Origin of the sequence: Neobacillus novalis NBRC 102450 (assembly GCF_001591805.1) — a bacterium.
Lineage (GTDB): Bacteria > Bacillota > Bacilli > Bacillales > Cytobacillaceae > Neobacillus > Neobacillus novalis.
Genome location: NZ_BCVP01000012.1, coordinates 132523 through 147200 on the forward strand (window position 1 = coordinate 132523; position 14678 = coordinate 147200).

Here is a 14678-nt window from a genome sequence, read left to right on the forward strand (position 1 = left end):
TACCATTACCATAGTACATATCTAAGGAATGAACAATTTGTGAACTTACAAATTTAGTATTTTACTTTCACGATTGTTTTGTATGATGAAAGAGAACTAATTTAATTAATTTTTAATTTTCGGAAGGGAGTCTTGGGGATGGCAAAAACGGTTCTGAAAACAAATCAAAAAACAGAGATGGAAGATCGCTCTTCTCTCAAAGGGACATTAGCATCCGTTTTCTTTTTGGGAATCTTTATCATTGTCACATGGGTAAGTGTTTATTACCTATTCGTAGATCGTTTTTAACTTTTTAGGGGGGAAAATTATGCACATGCATAAATTAGAAAAAATTTGGCTGATTTTCGGGATTAGCTGCCTGGTCATTTTTTTGACAGTCGTTGGGGTTAGTGCCTTCTATCTTGGCAATAAGCCGCCAAGCTGTTTAACCACCGTTAATCCGGAAACGGTCGGTCAAGAAAAACCATTTAATGAACCAGGCCTACATAAAGTGGATGGGAAAGCATGGGATTATGAATTAGTCTATGTCGCATCAGCTTTCTCTTATACTCCAGCACAAGTAGAAGTCCCGCTTGGGGCGAAGGTTAAAGTTATTGCTACGACAAAGGATGTTATACACGGCTTTGAAGTAGCCGGAACAAATATTAATATGATGCTTGAACCTGGCTATATCAGTGAATATACAACAACATTTGACAAAGCAGGCGAATTTTTAATTGTTTGTAACGAATACTGTGGTGCTGGACACCATTTAATGTTCTCAAAGATTGAGGTGGTAAAATAATGATTACTTCTACAGCTGCAAAAGTAAAAGTTGACCCGCGTGATGCAAAGCTTTCCATGGCACACTTTTTTGTTGCCTTTTCGGCGCTTGCTCTTGGCGGATTAATGGGGCTCCTGCAAACTCTTGTCCGTTCCGGCAAATGGGAGCTTCCATGGGGAATTGATTATTATCAAATCTTAACAGTCCATGGTGTATTAATGGGTCTGGTTTTAACTACTTTCTTTATTATGGGATTTCAATATGCGGCGGTGAGCCGAACAACCGGTGGACATTCGAGCGCCGCTAGACGGGCGGGCTGGATTGGCTTTTGGGTCATGCTAGTCGGTACATTAATGGCCGCTACGATGGTCTTACTTAAAGAAGCATCCGTACTTTATACATTTTATGCACCGCTTAAGGCTCATTGGATTTTCTATTTAGGTTTAACCTTTGTGATTGTCGGCAGCTGGATTGACGGTGCAGCACAAATCATGACATATGCTAGATGGCGTAAAAATAATCCTGGTCAACCAAGTCCATTACTAAGTTTTATGGCAGTAATCAATACGGTTATGTGGATTGTAGCGACACTGGGTGTTGCTGCTACGGTTTTATTCCAATTACTTCCTTGGTCACTTGGTTTAGTTGATACTGTTGATGTCCTAGTCAGCCGTACATTGTTCTGGTATTTTGGCCACCCATTAGTGTATTTCTGGTTACTGCCAGCGTACATGTGTTGGTATGCGATTATTCCTAAAATTATTGGCGGAAAAATTTTCTCAGATTCACTGGCACGTTTATCGTTTATCCTGTTCCTGCTCTTCTCGATTCCGGTTGGTTTCCACCACCAATTAACAGAGCCGGGAATTGATCCAGCTTGGAAGTTCTTCCAGGTAATCCTTACTTTCATGGTTGTGATCCCATCATTAATGACGGCGTTCTCTCTATTCGCAACATTTGAGAGATATGGACGCAGCAAGGGCGCAACAGGTTTGTTTGGCTGGTTTAGAGTACTTCCATGGGGCGATGCCCGTTTTATCGTTCCTTTCATTGGCATGGCTGCATTTATTCCTGCCGGTGCAGGTGGTATTATCAATGCTTCCAACCAAATGGACCAAGTCGTGCATAACACGATTTGGATTACTGGTCACTTCCATTTAACAGCAGCAACATCGGTTGTGTTAACGTTCTTTGGAATTTCATACTGGTTAGTTCCGCATTTAACAGGACGTAGATTAACAAAAGCAATGAATAAATTAGCGATTATTCAGGCATGGGTTTGGTTCATTGGGATGGTCTTCATGTCCGGGTCAATGCATATCCAAGGGCTGCTTGGCGGACCAAGACGTTCTGCTTTCTCCACTTACGGCGGTTCCGAGCAAGCGGCAGAATGGATTCCTTACCAAATTGCCCAAGCTGTTGGCGGGACGATTTTATTCCTTGGTATTATTCTCGTCTTAATCATTTTTGTAAATCTAGCTTTCTTTGCTCCTAAAGGGGAAGAGGAATTCCCGGTTGCTGAAGCAGAGAACCCTGAAGAAAAAGCACCAATGGTGTTTGAAAACTGGAAATTATGGCTTGGCATTACTGCAGCGCTCATTCTTTTCGCTTACACGATACCGTTTATCGATATCATCCAAAATGCACCACCAGGCTCTAAGGGATTCCAGACATGGAGTAAGTGGTAATTTGAAAAGGGAAAGGCTTCAATCTAAGTCGATTGAAGCCTTTTCCTTTTGTATTTTACTAAAAGACCCTTTAGGAAGATTAATCAATAATACAGATAATAGGATGATAGATGATCCGATAGCTTGGATTATCCCAAAACCCTCTCCATAGAGTAAAACACTTAATAGCGTTGCGATGACAGGTTCGACCGTAGCAATGATAGCCGCTTTACTGCTTTCTACCTTCTCAAGCCCTTTTGTATAGCATAAGTAAGCAATGACGGTAGGAAACAGCCCGAGACCAATTCCATATAGGAGAACGTCTCCGGAGACAAGCACACTCCCCTTCCTCCACAGTCCGGTTATCGGAAGCAAGGTAACCGCCGCAACAATAAAAGTGTAAAGTGTAACGGTAAATGGTGAATATTTTTTCAAGGCAAATTTACCAAATATACTGTAAAGTGCGTAGCCGAAACCAGCACCAAGCCCTGTTAGCAGGCCTGCGGCACTGATTGTGGCAGTATCGGTCACACTAATTCCGGCAATCAAAACGCAGCCTAAGATTGTTCCTGTGACCGAAATAAGTTTTACGGAATCCATTTTTTCCTTTAGAAAAAAATAGGATAAGACGGTGACAAACGCTGGAGCAGTATATAATAATATCACGGCAATCGATAAATTCATTTGATTAATGGCCGAAAAATAGCACCAGTTAAATAAAACAATACTGCATATCCCCGTACCAATAAATAACGGAACATCAGTGAGGCTTATTTTCAAATGACCCCGGTATTTTACGATTCCAATTAACGTTAGTAAAACAGCTGCTGTCACTACTCTGACAGCAACAATTTCCATCGGAGTAAGACCAAGGCTCGTTAATTTTCTAACAAAAATAGCGATGATTCCCCATAATGCTGCACTAAAGGCGATTAGAACAATGGGAATGGTTTTCTTCACTTCAACTGATAAACCTTTCCGTATTTCTCATAAAGGTAATCAATTAAATATTTAGCATTTAAACCTTCACCTGTTACATCGTTTAATATTTCCAGCGGCTTTTTCATTTTTCCAAAGCGATGGATTTTTTCTGTCAGCCAATCCTTAATTGGAAGTAAATCACCTTCCGCTACTAATTGATCAAAATTTGGAAGCTCCTCGAGCATTTTATGCTTAAATTGAGCTGCATACATATAACCTAGGGCGTATGAAGGGAAATAGCCAAAACTGCCTCCGGCCCAATGGACATCCTGAAGAACACCCTGTGCATTATTTTCAGGACGAATTCCTAAGTACTCTTCATACATATCATTCCAAATTCTAGGAAGATCGTTGACCTCGATTTCATCATTAAATAACCCTTTTTCAATTTCATAGCGAATAATGACATGGAGCGGATAGGTTAATTCATCTGCTTCAATTCGAATGAAGGATGGCTTGGATTCATTAACCGCCCGGTAAAAGTCTTCCATTTCCACTTGATCAAACTGACCGCTTGCATATGTTTTTAACAGTTCATAGTTGTTTTGCCAAAATGAAAAACTTCTTCCTACGATATTTTCATAGAAAAGGGATTGTGATTCATGAATCCCCGTTGACGTTCCTGAGCAAAGCGGTGTCCCAATCAAGTCCTTGGAAACATTTTGTTCGTATAGGGCATGACCGCCTTCATGAATCGTACCAAAAACGGCTGTTCGGAAATCAGTTTCATCATAATTCGTTGTTACGCGGACATCACCAGGATTTAAGCCGGTGGCAAATGGATGAACCGTTTCATCCAGTCTGCCTGCATTGAAGTTATACCCCATTTTCTCTAGGATTTTTAAACTGAATTCGCGTTGATTTTCCTTTGGAAATTCTTCAAATAGAAAATCCGTTTTAGGTTTTTGAGCAGATTCTGCAATCTGTTTGACCAAAGGGACAATTTTTTCTCTTAGTTCACCAAAAACTTGATCCAAAACGTCCATTGTCATTCCAGGTTCGTACATATCTAATAACACATCATACTTATTTTTTTCATGGCCCCAATAGCTGACGAACTGTTTTGTCATGGCTACCAGCTTCTCTAAGTAGGGGCTAAACAAAGCAAAATCAGCTTTTTCCTTTGCTTCCTCCCAAACAGTTTCTGCCCTAGATTGGAGGATAACAAACTCTTTGTATTCTTCGGCAGGAATTTTCTTATTTCGATCATATTCTTTTTTGCATTCTTCAAGAATTTTCCTGGTCGTTTCGGACATTTGCTGTTTGGATAAATTAGCTATGTATGCTGCCATTTCTTCAGAAGTAGACATTTTAAAGACTTCTGATGATAACATTCCAATTACTTCGGACCTTTGCGCCGCCCCCTGCTTAGGTGCTCCTGTTCTTAAGTCCCAATAAATTAGTCCTAATGCTTCATTATAGGCAGACATTTTTTTCACATATTCCAAGAACTCTTTTTCAAACTGAGTGACATTCATCGAAGTTCCCCCTTTTTATAACCAAATTTTATCATACTTTTCAGAAAAGTAGAAAGGCGGAGAAATAAAAAAGACAACAGAAATAAATTTCTGTTGTAAAATATATTTATAGGGAAAAGAGGATGTTTCTTGGAAAAATAATATTCATGTAAATATTAGAGAGAGTTAAGTGTTTAAGAGTTTTTACATATCTTAGATGACTAATTACTTTTTGCTGATTGCCACTTTCCAGGTTTCCGGACCTTCTTCTAGGTATTCCCAAGAAAATTGTTCAGGTCTTTCCATCATGAACTGATATAAAAGCGGTCTTGGATCATGGTCATTGACAATCATCATTGTCTCGCCAGAGGCTAATTCGTCAAAACCGTTAAAGATGGTTGGATGTTTTTCACGTGGCGGGAAATCTGGTACATTGATAACCTTTGCATAAGTTTGCATTATTATCACTCCTTTTGGTTTGTTAACTTCCCCTTCATTATAAGGAAACATTGTCTTACACTTAGTGCGTGGTATCACACTTTAAAGATGATTTTGTTAATACAGGGGGTATGAATATGCGGGAACTAATTGGAACTTGTAAGAGCTGCGATAAAGAGATTTATTGTTTGGATGGCTTCTTTAATGGTGTCATTACCGAAGAAAAAGAGAATTATTGCTTTGAATGCTATGAGAAATTGGCCAAAAAAGATGAAAACCCGCAAAGCTGAACTTTGCGGGTTTTCTTGTGAGCTGCAATACGGTAAATCGCTGACCAAATCATATAGCAAATCACGTAAACTTCACACCCTAATTCACAGTATATTTCACAGTCAAAAAGGCTTAGAGATGCAAATATCTCTAAGCCTTTTTTAAAATTTTCTTTTTTTCACAAAACCACTCGTAAGTTCATTAGATGCTAAAGCGAGTTTGATAAATAAGCGGAGAAATTTCTCTTAATTAGAAAATTGCTCTGAAAATAGCAAAATAGACGGAAGGATTCCGACTATTGACTTGAAAAACGTGAAAATGAGTAGTTTTGCTTTGCTTAATCGGAAAATCTCCGCTTATATCTCCCGAACTGAGCTCTATTCTGCAGTCTATCCGGAAAATCTCCGCTTATTTTAAATATTCTTTATGTATTGGTTTACACATAGATGAATGTTTTTTCACAAAGTTGTCACATTGAGAATTATTTTCAATAAAAATGAATGACCTATGATGGAGGTCACATTATCAGTGTGAAATCATTGCTACAATGAAGCTAAATTGAATTACTAATATGAAGGTGATGTTAATGAAGCAAGAGGACATTATTAAAAGGTTGTCCGATGTACCAATCTTCAAGGAATTGTCTGCGGAAGAACTTACACCGTTCGTAAGAATTGCTCAAACGCGTTTTTATAAACAGAAGATGTATGTGTTTATGCAGGATGACCTTCTCGACCGAGTATTCTTTATTCATAGTGGAAAAATCAAAATTTATAAAACGGATCAATCAGGCAAAGAACAATTGATCTCCGTCCTTGAACCTGGAGAAATGTTCCCACATGCTGGATTTTTTCGAAAAGGGAATTTCCCGGCACATGCGGAAGTGATGGAAGATGCCAATCTCATCGTCATTCCAATTGATAAATTTGAAGAAATCCTTATTTCCTACCCCGAACTTTGCATAAAGCTATTTAAAGTGTTGGGCGAAAAGATCGTTGACCTCCAAGGAAGGCTGGAAGCGCAAGTTCTCCATAATACGTATGAACAAATTATTTTACTGCTTATCAGACTTTGTAAATCGAACGGTGAAAAGACGGGAGCAAAATATAAGTTGACAACCCAGTTCACCAATCGAGAATTAGCCAATATGATTGGCACTTCCAGGGAAACGGTCAGCAGGGCAATCAATCATGTTAAGAAAAAAGAGTATATTACACAGGACCAAGCAGGGTTTTACCTAATCAACCGTGAGGCGTTGCAACAAGAGCTTTTCTATTAAAGCGATAATAAATAAGAGGAGATGTTAGCAGATGGAACAGAGAATCATTGAACTTGACGTACGTGAGGATTTGAAAAATAAAATCGAACCCTTTCAAAAAATTATGGAGGCTATTAAGGAGCTTGGGGCAAATGATATCTTTATCCTCCATGCACCATTTAAACCTGTCCCGCTTTTCGCTGTGCTAAAAGCAAAAGGATTTACCCATGAAGAAGAAGAACTGGATAAAAAGCATTGGAAGGTAACGTTTACGAAAAAAGCGTAGAAGAAAGGTGATTTCGAATGATTTTAGATAATCGCGGATTAGAGCCGCCACAGCCGATGATGAGAACGTTAGCTGCCTTGGAAACGCTTGGTGAAAACGAGGTTTTGACGATTATTAATAACCGAAGGCCCATGTTTCTTTACGAGCAGCTTGAAGAACTGGGCTATCAGCAGCGAACAGGACCCCAAGAAGATGGAAGTTTTAAGATTGAAATTTTTCGCTAAGAAGGTGAACAGCCATGCTTCCTCAAAACATGGGAAATGAAACAAATATGAAGCTTCCTTTCTCATTTATCATATTTAGTATTATCGCTCTAGTTTTTTCCCAAATACTTCTTTTAGTAAATGGACAGATGATGGTGGACGGAAGTTTTAGAATTCCGGCTATCTGGTCCTCAGCACATTTATTAATCCTTGGCTGGGCGTTAATGGTGGCAATGGGAGCGATGTACCAGCTTGTTCCTGTTGCTTTTCTTACAAACATATGGAATGAAAAATTTGGCTTTATCCAATTTTTCGTAACTGCAGTAGGAATTGCGTCGTTTTCAGGTATGCTTTATTGGTCACCGCAAAAGGCCATCATTCCAGGGGTCCTTACCTTACTTGGTATATTAATGTTCTTATTTCAAATGGTGATGACATTAAAAAGGCAGGCAAAACCAACTATTCTTACCGCTTTTGTTGGTTCAGCATTGGTTTGCTTGTTTATAACTATTTTCATAGGAATAACTTTAATTTATTGTTTAAAAACAGGGATTGGAATCGAATACTATCAAACAATTTTTAAGATTCATCTATTAATGGGAATAACAGGCTGGTTTACGTTATTAATCTTCGGATTCTCCTATAAGATGGTGCCAATGTTTTCCCTATCTCATGGGTTTCCGATGGTTCAGGCGCGATATGTGTATGGAGTATACATATCAGGCCTAGTGATGACGATTATATCTTTCATTGCTGATAATAGTGTTCTTTTAAAAATTGGCTTCTTTTTACTATTAGCTGGATTTTCAATTTTCAGCTGGCATATAAGCATCATCATTAAAAAAAGATTAAAGAAAAAACTGGATAAACCGTTTACCTTCGCGTTAATAGCGATTGGCTTTGGAAATCTCATACATTTAGCAGCCTTTATCGTCCTATGGACAAAGTCATTTTCAGTGCTTGCAGGTCCATTGATTTATGGCTATTTATTACTGTGGATTGTCCTAAGTATTGTTGGTTATTTATATAAGATTGTTCCATTCCTTTGGTGGACGTATAAATATAGTAAGGAAATCGGTAAAAATAAGGTTCCTTCCTTAAAAGAGATGATGAATGAAAAGGTGGTTGTTCCTTTATTTTCGTTATTCATCGCCGCTGTTTTAATTGTCTTTATTGCATTAGTTTCAAAAGCAGCAATCCTTTTTAACATCGGTCAGTTTGTGCTATCCATTGTGTTTATTCTTATTTCTTACAGTATTCTTAGCGTTCTAAAAAAATAGTGAGGTGTTTACCATGAATTTACAAGAAAAAGTCCTTAATGAGTTAAAAACTGTTTATGATCCGGAGTTAAATATTAACGTTGTTGATTTAGGCCTAATCTATAATGTTGAAATTGCTAATGATGCTGATGTTACCATTACGATGACGCTGACAACTCCCGGATGCCCGCTTCATGACAGCATTACAAGCGGGGTTCGCTATTGTGTGGAAGGAATCGAGGGAACAAGAAAGGTGGAGGTCAATCTAGTCTGGGAACCTGCTTGGTCGCCTGATAAAATGACCGCCGAAGGTAAAAGTTATTTGGGTAGATAAAGAAAACTCGCCGATTGGCAAGCCGTTAGGCGAAGACAGTGGCGTAGTTGCACTTATGCCTGAAAGGAAAGTTATACTTTCCTTTCGGCTAAAAATAAAGAGGAAGCGCCTGCTAATGTGGCGCTTCCTCTTTATTCTATTGCCTCGGTTGGCATAACTTCTTTGATTTTTTCTAACACACCAGGAGCAATATCTTCGTCCAATAAAATATGAACCGTTCCCTGATCCTGTTCACTTCGAATCAATCGCCCTACTCCCTGACGCAGACGGAGGAGCATATAAGGTAAATCCACCTCTAAGAACGGATTGTCTGCCCCATCTCTCTTTGCCGTAAAAACTGGGTCCTTTGGAGGAAATGGCAGCGAAAAAATCAAGACATTTTCTAGCGATCTGCCTGGGATATCAAGACCTTCCCAAAGGTGAATCGAACAAAGAACCGCATGCTCTTCATTTTGAAACTTCGATACGAGCGTGCTGATTTCTTCATCCCCTTCGAAATAGACCGGGTATGGGACTGTTTTAGAAAGCCTTTCCTTAACATGTGCCAGCTCATCTTTATTATTTAACAGAATGAGCGCCCGGCCTTCTGATTGGCGTACTTGATCAAGCAGATAGTCTGTCTTTTGGTTAATATCATTGTTCGAAAACCTTGGCAGGAACAGCTTCATTTTATCTTCGTAGTCAAAAGGAGATGCGACCGAGAAGGATAAGTATTCCTTCACACCAAGACTACTTGTAATATAATCGAACGATTTTTGATTTGCCAGTGTCGCAGACGAAAAAACAAACGGCTTTTTCTGTGAGAACACCTCATCGCGCATTACCTCTTCAACCATTTTCGGCATGATCACAAGCGTCCGTTCACCCTTGTCCTCTTCAAACCAAGTGATTCCGTTTAATTCCTGCAGGAAAAGGGATAATGAGTAGGTGATTTGTTCCACATACTCCTCCACAATTTTCAGGTCATACTCATTAATAACATATAACTCACTTTCAAAGACCAACTCTTCCTCCAATGTTTGCAAGGTTGAAAGTAGTTTTCGGCACGATTTCATTACTAATGGATGTTTGGTAATGACTTGTTTTTCTGAGCCTTGTGATAGCGCAGAGTACTGGGAAATCGCATCGAAAAATGCTTCATTTTCTAATAAAGCCTCTTCAATCGTATACAACGTCTTATCTCGCACTTCATTTTCCATTAACCTTGTTAAGAGGGTATCTAATGTATAATCGGTAAAGCGGTAGCTTAACGCTTTCTGGGCGGCATATTCCAGCAGGTGTCCTTCATCAAAAACAACAGAAGAATGCTCCGGTAATAGCGGCAGCTGACCTTCCCGCTTTCGCGATTCCTTCGTCCAAATATGTTCCATATAAAAATCATGTGAACAGATGATTAAATCGGTAGAATGGCGATAAAAATCCCGATGTAAAGTCAGCCCGCAGCGATGGCGCTTTTCACAGGCAAAGCAATCCTGAAGAGGATCCCAATTAACAGCAGACCATCGTTCATCTGACAAAGTGGGATAATCTCTTCTGTCCCCATATTTTTCAAACGACTGCATCGAGCCTGCCGTGTGGACGAAATCAGGGAGCTTGAGATAAATTTCAGAAATTTCATCTGAAAAATCATCATTTCTAACCTGATCCAGCTTTTTTAAACATAAGTACTGATCACGCGATTTTGCCAGCCGAACATCAATATTCAGCTTCAATACTTTCTCTAATTTGGCAATATCGCCTTCTTTTTTGACGAGCTGCTCAATTAAAGTTTCATCTGCACATGCAATGACAGCTGGCCGATTCGTGTATCTAGCGTACATAATCGCGTAAAGTAAATAAACAATCGTTTTCCCGGTTCCCACACCCGCTTCAGCAAAGATTACTTTTTTATCTTTAAACGCCTTTTCAAGTTGAAAAGCCATAAAAATTTGCTCATCCCTAAGTTCGAAACCAGCTTCTGGCAAAATATCATAAAATAAGTCGCCAATCCATTCGCTTAATTTATCATAAAACGATTCAGTCTTTGAAACCTCAAATGGCATTCGATTCTGCATCTTATTCCCCCCATAAAAACCGTCTATTCCACAATTGTATTTTGACGCGGGGGCTTTTTACCCCAGTATTGATAAAGGTCCGTCCGAATAAAGCCATTAAATAGCTTCCTCTTTTTCGTTGCCGGCTTCCCATAAAATTGCTCGAAGTCTTCATTTGATGTCAGAATATATTTGGACCATGTATCGAGTTTGTTGAAGGCCTGGCCCATTTCCTTATACATCTGCTCGACAGCCTTTTTCTCCCCGAGTCTTTCGCCATATGGTGGATTCCCAATAATAACCCCGTATTCCTTGCTGGTCGTAATATCTCTAACCTGCATTTGTTTAAAATGGAGGATATCTGCAAAACCAGCCTCGACCGCATTTTCTTGAGCCATTTTCACCATTCTGTGGTCAATATCTGTCCCGGTTATGTCTAGCGGCTGGTCATATTTTGCCAAATCTTCTGCTTCTATCCGGGCATCATCCCATACTTTCGGCGAAATCCACTTCCAGCCCTCTGATGCAAATTCTCGGTTAAAGCCCGGAGCGATATTTTGTCCTATCATTGCCGCCTCAATCGGAATGGTGCCGGAGCCGCAGAAAGGATCCATAAAAGGACGGTCAGCCTTCCAGTTGGTTAACAAAACAAGCGCAGCAGCCAGTGTTTCTTTTAATGGTGCCTCCCCTTGATCGAGTCGGTAGCCGCGTTTATGCAGGCCCTGACCGCTGGCATCAATCGTAATTGTAGCCACATCTTTTAACAAAGCTACTTCAATGCGGTAAAGAGCACCCGTTTCTTCAAACCAGCTGTCACGCTTATACTGTTTCTTCATCCGTTCAACCACTGCTTTTTTGACGATTGCCTGACAATCGGAAACACTGAACAGCTTTGATTTGACTGACTTCCCAATGACCGGAAATTCCGCATCTTCTGGGAGATATTTTTCCCATGGCAGTGCCTTCGTCTTCTCAAACAATTCATCAAACGTGAAGGCCTTAAATTCGCCAACTTTTATCTTGATTCTGTCTGCCGTGCGCAGCCATAAATTACTGCGGGCAATCGCAGATTCATCCCCAGAGTAGATAATTTTCCCATTTTCCACTTCACAGTCGTATCCTAACGACCGTACCTCTTTGGCAACCAGAGCTTCGAGCCCCATCGCCGCAGTAGCGATTAATTGATAGTTTCCCATATTTTCACCCTTAATCCATTTCAAGTGTATGTATGTATTTTCTTCTTATGAACTTAGTTTATCAGATTCATTATTGACAAAAAGAAACAAAGGGATGCAGTTTTCGCCAATAAAAAAGCTCCCCATATGAGGAGAGCCGATTATGATCCAGCAAAATTCCCATTAATAACGTTCTGTAAGCCATGTTCTGTACCATAGTACTGCAAACGGCAGTGATGCCTCGTACTTAGGTGGTAATCATCTATCTACAGATTCACATTGGAACCTGTCCTTCTCCTCGTTGAATTCCTCAGAGAAAGTGCCCCTACCATTATTTGGGTTTCTCGCTCGTGGGGTTTACCCGTTCCACCCTTTCCATTTCTAGAAAGGCTCCGTCACTGTGGCACTTTTATAGGTATTCATACCATATCCAAAGGACTTAGGTATTTTCCCGGCCGTCAACTGAGTCTTGACTCAGCTGCCCTAGCTTATGATTTCGCTAGGCACGAACACTACGAGCATCTCAGCTTGTGCGAGCATGGACTTTCCTCTGCAAGAACGCAAATGCTTCTTACAGCGATTACCCGAACGTAATTAATGAATACATTTATTATTATATGTATTTCTTGCTGTAAATTCAATAGTTTTTATTAGGAAAACCCGGCATAATCTGTTAATCGTAAAGTTTATTGCCAAAAACATGTTTTTCTAAATTGGATAAACGCTTTAAAATATCAAAGTTTGTTGTTCCAGCAGGCTGCGCCACTGGCTGCCTTTTTGAAGAATCCTCGAGCTGTTTACGCAGTCGAAGATTATCTTGCTGCAGATCCTCGACCTCCTGATGAAAGGTTTCATAATCCTTAATAATTAAATCCAAAAATTTATCCACATCTTCTTGCTTATAACCACGTACACCTGTTTTAAACTCTTTTTCCAAAATATCCTTAGCAGTTAATTTTACTTTATCGGATAGCATCTAAATCACCTCAAGTTTAGCCAATCATTCCCTATATTTTTTCAAAAATAACCTCTTTTGTCAATTTTCTTTTGTTTCAAAGATTACAATCAGTTTAATATATGAACAAATTGCTTAATCATTCCTTAAAAATCAGTCCGTTTATATTGTTCTTCCTCAACAATCATTTGTAAGTCGTAAAAAGTAATAAGCTCAAGAGGATAAGCATTTTCCTTTTGATATTGGATTGCCATTTCATATAGATATTTTGGGCTTCCTTCCTTTTCCTGATCATAAAGAAGCAGAATTCCATCGCTTTTTTCAATAAAAAATTGATTTTTCAAGCGAAATTGCCACGGTTTCTCATAGCCTTTTTTTGTCACTGAATCAATAAAATCTGCTCGTGCAAGCACAGACTCATACCATTCCTTGTTATTTTCCTTCCATGATGCCTCTTGATCTAGAAAAGGAGTAATTACCGCCAGCTTAATATCAGGAAAATCTGTTTGTAAATCAAAAATAACTTCAGCCGCCCACAGTTCCACACCTAATTGACCACTGATCAGCACCCATTCTAATCCTTCTTCAACCAGTGGTATTAAAGATTTCTTAATCGCTGCCTTGATAAAGAGGACAGAAGGATGGTCATTCTTAAATATACCTAATTCAAAGGGTTTATAACCCGAAATAGCCAGCACTTTAATCAAAAACGTCCCCCTCTGCAAAAAAAATTTAAAATGGACAAACATTTTTATACAAAGAGCATATCATATTAATAAGTAATCGTTAAAAAACAAGGGCTAAGAAGCCCTTGCAATCGACATCACTTGCACTTAAGGTCTAGGACCCATGAATGGTCCTGGTCCGAAGCCTGGGCCTCCTGGTCCGAAGCCTGGGCCTCCCATTCCAAAACCTGGGCCTCCTGCTCCAAAGCCTGGGCCTCCTGCTCCAAAGCCTGGGACTCCTGCTCCAAAGCCTGGCATTCCGCCTGGTGCACATGGGTTACAGCAGTTAATTTGTTGACTACACACATCTTCGCAGCATGAAGCTGTTTCACAACAGTAATGTTTATGTTGGTACATATGGTGATTGACTGTTGTAACATGTGTTGGATGAACGTGTGGCACCACCGTTGTTGAGAACGTATGGTTGACAATTTGATTAGTCGGATGAATGACTGGCGGCATAAAATTGGTTCCAAGATACATATAATACTCTCCCTTCAATTATTCTGTTTACATTAACAGCCTATGTTGAAGGAGTTACTCTTGTACTAATGAAAATACCTATTTTTCACTAATCAGGATGAATATTTCCAACTTCCACCCTGCCTAGTTTTCTTATAATAAGGAATAAAAGCCATCTTTTAAGTTTGTAAACACAAAAGCAGTCAAACATACGACAATAAAAAACAAGAATAATATTGCTTTGTACATAATACCAGCTCCATAAGCTTTTTCGTCGTTTATTGCTCAATCCAACTTCACATTTTACCTGATTTAGCTTTGATAAACAATATCGAAATGCTGATTTTTTGCAGGATTTATTACAGATTTGTGGCAAATAATCGAACTTTGCTGAAAATAAAATTCTCATCGG

General features: G+C 39.4%; 17 protein-coding genes and 1 other RNA gene. 9 read left to right on the forward strand and 9 right to left on the reverse strand.

What is annotated here, in order from left to right; all coding sequences use genetic code 11:
- Nucleotides 1-138 precede the first annotated feature (138 nt).
- The 3 genes from BANVL01_RS10950 to BANVL01_RS10960 are packed head-to-tail and all read left to right on the forward strand — an operon-like array spanning nucleotide 139 to nucleotide 2451.
- Complete coding sequence (locus BANVL01_RS10950) at nucleotides 139-288, forward strand: cytochrome c oxidase subunit 2A (RefSeq protein WP_066089129.1); 150 nt, start codon at nucleotides 139-141, stop codon at nucleotides 286-288.
- Between the two features lie 19 nt (nucleotides 289-307).
- Nucleotides 308-784 carry a cytochrome c oxidase subunit II gene (locus BANVL01_RS10955; protein ID WP_066089132.1) on the forward strand — a complete coding sequence of 159 codons (477 nt, stop codon included), beginning with the start codon at nucleotides 308-310 and terminating at the stop codon, nucleotides 782-784.
- On the forward strand, nucleotides 784-2451 hold the full coding sequence (locus BANVL01_RS10960; protein ID WP_066089135.1) for a b(o/a)3-type cytochrome-c oxidase subunit 1: 1668 nt from the start codon (nucleotides 784-786) through the stop codon (nucleotides 2449-2451). The genes BANVL01_RS10955 and BANVL01_RS10960 overlap by 1 nt, the downstream gene beginning before the upstream one ends.
- An 18-nt stretch (nucleotides 2452-2469) precedes the next feature.
- On the opposite strand, the gene BANVL01_RS10965 is transcribed toward BANVL01_RS10960, so the two are convergent.
- From BANVL01_RS10965 to BANVL01_RS10975, 3 genes are all read right to left on the reverse strand, one after another.
- Nucleotides 2470-3390 (reverse strand): DMT family transporter, encoded by a 921-nt coding sequence (locus BANVL01_RS10965; RefSeq protein WP_066089138.1) that lies wholly within the window; start codon nucleotides 3388-3390, stop codon nucleotides 2470-2472.
- Nucleotides 3387-4889: a carboxypeptidase M32 gene (locus BANVL01_RS10970; RefSeq protein WP_066089141.1), complete on the reverse strand. Its 1503-nt coding sequence runs from the start codon at nucleotides 4887-4889 to the stop codon at nucleotides 3387-3389. The genes BANVL01_RS10965 and BANVL01_RS10970 overlap by 4 nt, the downstream gene beginning before the upstream one ends.
- A gap of 204 nt (nucleotides 4890-5093) precedes the next feature.
- Nucleotides 5094-5327 carry a DUF2249 domain-containing protein gene (locus BANVL01_RS10975; RefSeq protein WP_066089144.1) on the reverse strand — a complete coding sequence of 78 codons (234 nt, stop codon included), beginning with the start codon at nucleotides 5325-5327 and terminating at the stop codon, nucleotides 5094-5096.
- Nucleotides 5328-5443: 116 nt separating this feature from the next.
- On the opposite strand from BANVL01_RS10975, the gene BANVL01_RS27760 reads away from it, so the two are divergent.
- The 6 genes from BANVL01_RS27760 to BANVL01_RS11000 all read left to right on the forward strand — a co-directional run bounded on the left by BANVL01_RS27760 (nucleotide 5444) and on the right by BANVL01_RS11000 (nucleotide 8916).
- A complete protein-coding gene (locus BANVL01_RS27760) occupies nucleotides 5444-5596 on the forward strand; it encodes a hypothetical protein (RefSeq protein WP_169803168.1) in 153 nt (50 codons plus the stop codon).
- 566 nt (nucleotides 5597-6162) lie between these two features.
- On the forward strand, nucleotides 6163-6855 hold the full coding sequence (locus tag BANVL01_RS10980; protein WP_066089147.1) for a Crp/Fnr family transcriptional regulator: 693 nt from the start codon (nucleotides 6163-6165) through the stop codon (nucleotides 6853-6855).
- Between the two features lie 31 nt (nucleotides 6856-6886).
- The gene (locus BANVL01_RS10985) at nucleotides 6887-7120 is read left to right on the forward strand and encodes a DUF2249 domain-containing protein (protein ID WP_066089150.1); all 234 of its coding nucleotides are present in this window, start codon (nucleotides 6887-6889) and stop codon (nucleotides 7118-7120) included.
- 17 nt (nucleotides 7121-7137) lie between these two features.
- Nucleotides 7138-7344, forward strand: coding sequence for a DUF2249 domain-containing protein (locus tag BANVL01_RS10990; protein WP_066089153.1), 207 nt, complete (start codon nucleotides 7138-7140; stop codon nucleotides 7342-7344).
- Between the two features lie 14 nt (nucleotides 7345-7358).
- Complete coding sequence (locus BANVL01_RS10995) at nucleotides 7359-8603, forward strand: hypothetical protein (RefSeq protein ID WP_066089154.1); 1245 nt, start codon at nucleotides 7359-7361, stop codon at nucleotides 8601-8603.
- A 13-nt stretch (nucleotides 8604-8616) separates the two neighbouring features.
- Nucleotides 8617-8916, forward strand: a complete 300-nt coding sequence (locus BANVL01_RS11000; protein WP_066089157.1) for a metal-sulfur cluster assembly factor — start codon at nucleotides 8617-8619, stop codon at nucleotides 8914-8916.
- Between the two features lie 131 nt (nucleotides 8917-9047).
- Here BANVL01_RS11000 and BANVL01_RS11005 read toward each other — a convergent pair whose 3' ends face one another.
- From BANVL01_RS11005 to BANVL01_RS11030, 6 genes are all read right to left on the reverse strand, one after another.
- Nucleotides 9048-10970, reverse strand: a complete 1923-nt coding sequence (locus BANVL01_RS11005) for an ATP-dependent DNA helicase (RefSeq protein ID WP_066089160.1) — start codon at nucleotides 10968-10970, stop codon at nucleotides 9048-9050.
- 23 nt (nucleotides 10971-10993) lie between these two features.
- Entirely contained in the window at nucleotides 10994-12145 is a 1152-nt protein-coding gene (locus BANVL01_RS11010; protein ID WP_066089163.1) for a THUMP domain-containing class I SAM-dependent RNA methyltransferase, read from the reverse strand.
- Between the two features lie 171 nt (nucleotides 12146-12316).
- Nucleotides 12317-12716: RNase P RNA component class B (gene rnpB, locus BANVL01_RS11015), an RNA gene on the reverse strand.
- Between the two features lie 81 nt (nucleotides 12717-12797).
- On the reverse strand, nucleotides 12798-13100 hold the full coding sequence (gpsB, locus tag BANVL01_RS11020) for a cell division regulator GpsB (protein WP_066089166.1): 303 nt from the start codon (nucleotides 13098-13100) through the stop codon (nucleotides 12798-12800).
- A gap of 125 nt (nucleotides 13101-13225) precedes the next feature.
- Nucleotides 13226-13783, reverse strand: a complete 558-nt coding sequence (locus BANVL01_RS11025) for an SLOG family protein (RefSeq protein ID WP_305781543.1) — start codon at nucleotides 13781-13783, stop codon at nucleotides 13226-13228.
- A 129-nt stretch (nucleotides 13784-13912) separates the two neighbouring features.
- Complete coding sequence (locus BANVL01_RS11030) at nucleotides 13913-14287, reverse strand: CotD family spore coat protein (protein WP_066089173.1); 375 nt, start codon at nucleotides 14285-14287, stop codon at nucleotides 13913-13915.
- Nucleotides 14288-14678 lie beyond the last annotated feature (391 nt).

Coding starts and splice junctions, on each gene's coding strand:
- BANVL01_RS10950 (WP_066089129.1), top strand. CDS start 139: ATGGCAAAAACGGTTCTGAAAACAAATCAAAAAACAGAGATGGAAGAT.
- BANVL01_RS10955 (WP_066089132.1), top strand. CDS start 308: ATGCACATGCATAAATTAGAAAAAATTTGGCTGATTTTCGGGATTAGC.
- BANVL01_RS10960 (WP_066089135.1), top strand. CDS start 784: ATGATTACTTCTACAGCTGCAAAAGTAAAAGTTGACCCGCGTGATGCA.
- BANVL01_RS10970 (WP_066089141.1), bottom strand. CDS start 4,889: ATGAATGTCACTCAGTTTGAAAAAGAGTTCTTGGAATATGTGAAAAAA.
- BANVL01_RS10975 (WP_066089144.1), bottom strand. CDS start 5,327: ATGCAAACTTATGCAAAGGTTATCAATGTACCAGATTTCCCGCCACGT.
- BANVL01_RS27760 (WP_169803168.1), top strand. CDS start 5,444: ATGCGGGAACTAATTGGAACTTGTAAGAGCTGCGATAAAGAGATTTAT.
- BANVL01_RS10980 (WP_066089147.1), top strand. CDS start 6,163: ATGAAGCAAGAGGACATTATTAAAAGGTTGTCCGATGTACCAATCTTC.
- BANVL01_RS10985 (WP_066089150.1), top strand. CDS start 6,887: ATGGAACAGAGAATCATTGAACTTGACGTACGTGAGGATTTGAAAAAT.
- BANVL01_RS10990 (WP_066089153.1), top strand. CDS start 7,138: ATGATTTTAGATAATCGCGGATTAGAGCCGCCACAGCCGATGATGAGA.
- BANVL01_RS10995 (WP_066089154.1), top strand. CDS start 7,359: ATGCTTCCTCAAAACATGGGAAATGAAACAAATATGAAGCTTCCTTTC.
- BANVL01_RS11000 (WP_066089157.1), top strand. CDS start 8,617: ATGAATTTACAAGAAAAAGTCCTTAATGAGTTAAAAACTGTTTATGAT.
- BANVL01_RS11005 (WP_066089160.1), bottom strand. CDS start 10,970: ATGCAGAATCGAATGCCATTTGAGGTTTCAAAGACTGAATCGTTTTAT.
- BANVL01_RS11010 (WP_066089163.1), bottom strand. CDS start 12,145: ATGGGAAACTATCAATTAATCGCTACTGCGGCGATGGGGCTCGAAGCT.
- gpsB (WP_066089166.1), bottom strand. CDS start 13,100: ATGCTATCCGATAAAGTAAAATTAACTGCTAAGGATATTTTGGAAAAA.
- BANVL01_RS11030 (WP_066089173.1), bottom strand. CDS start 14,287: ATGTATCTTGGAACCAATTTTATGCCGCCAGTCATTCATCCGACTAAT.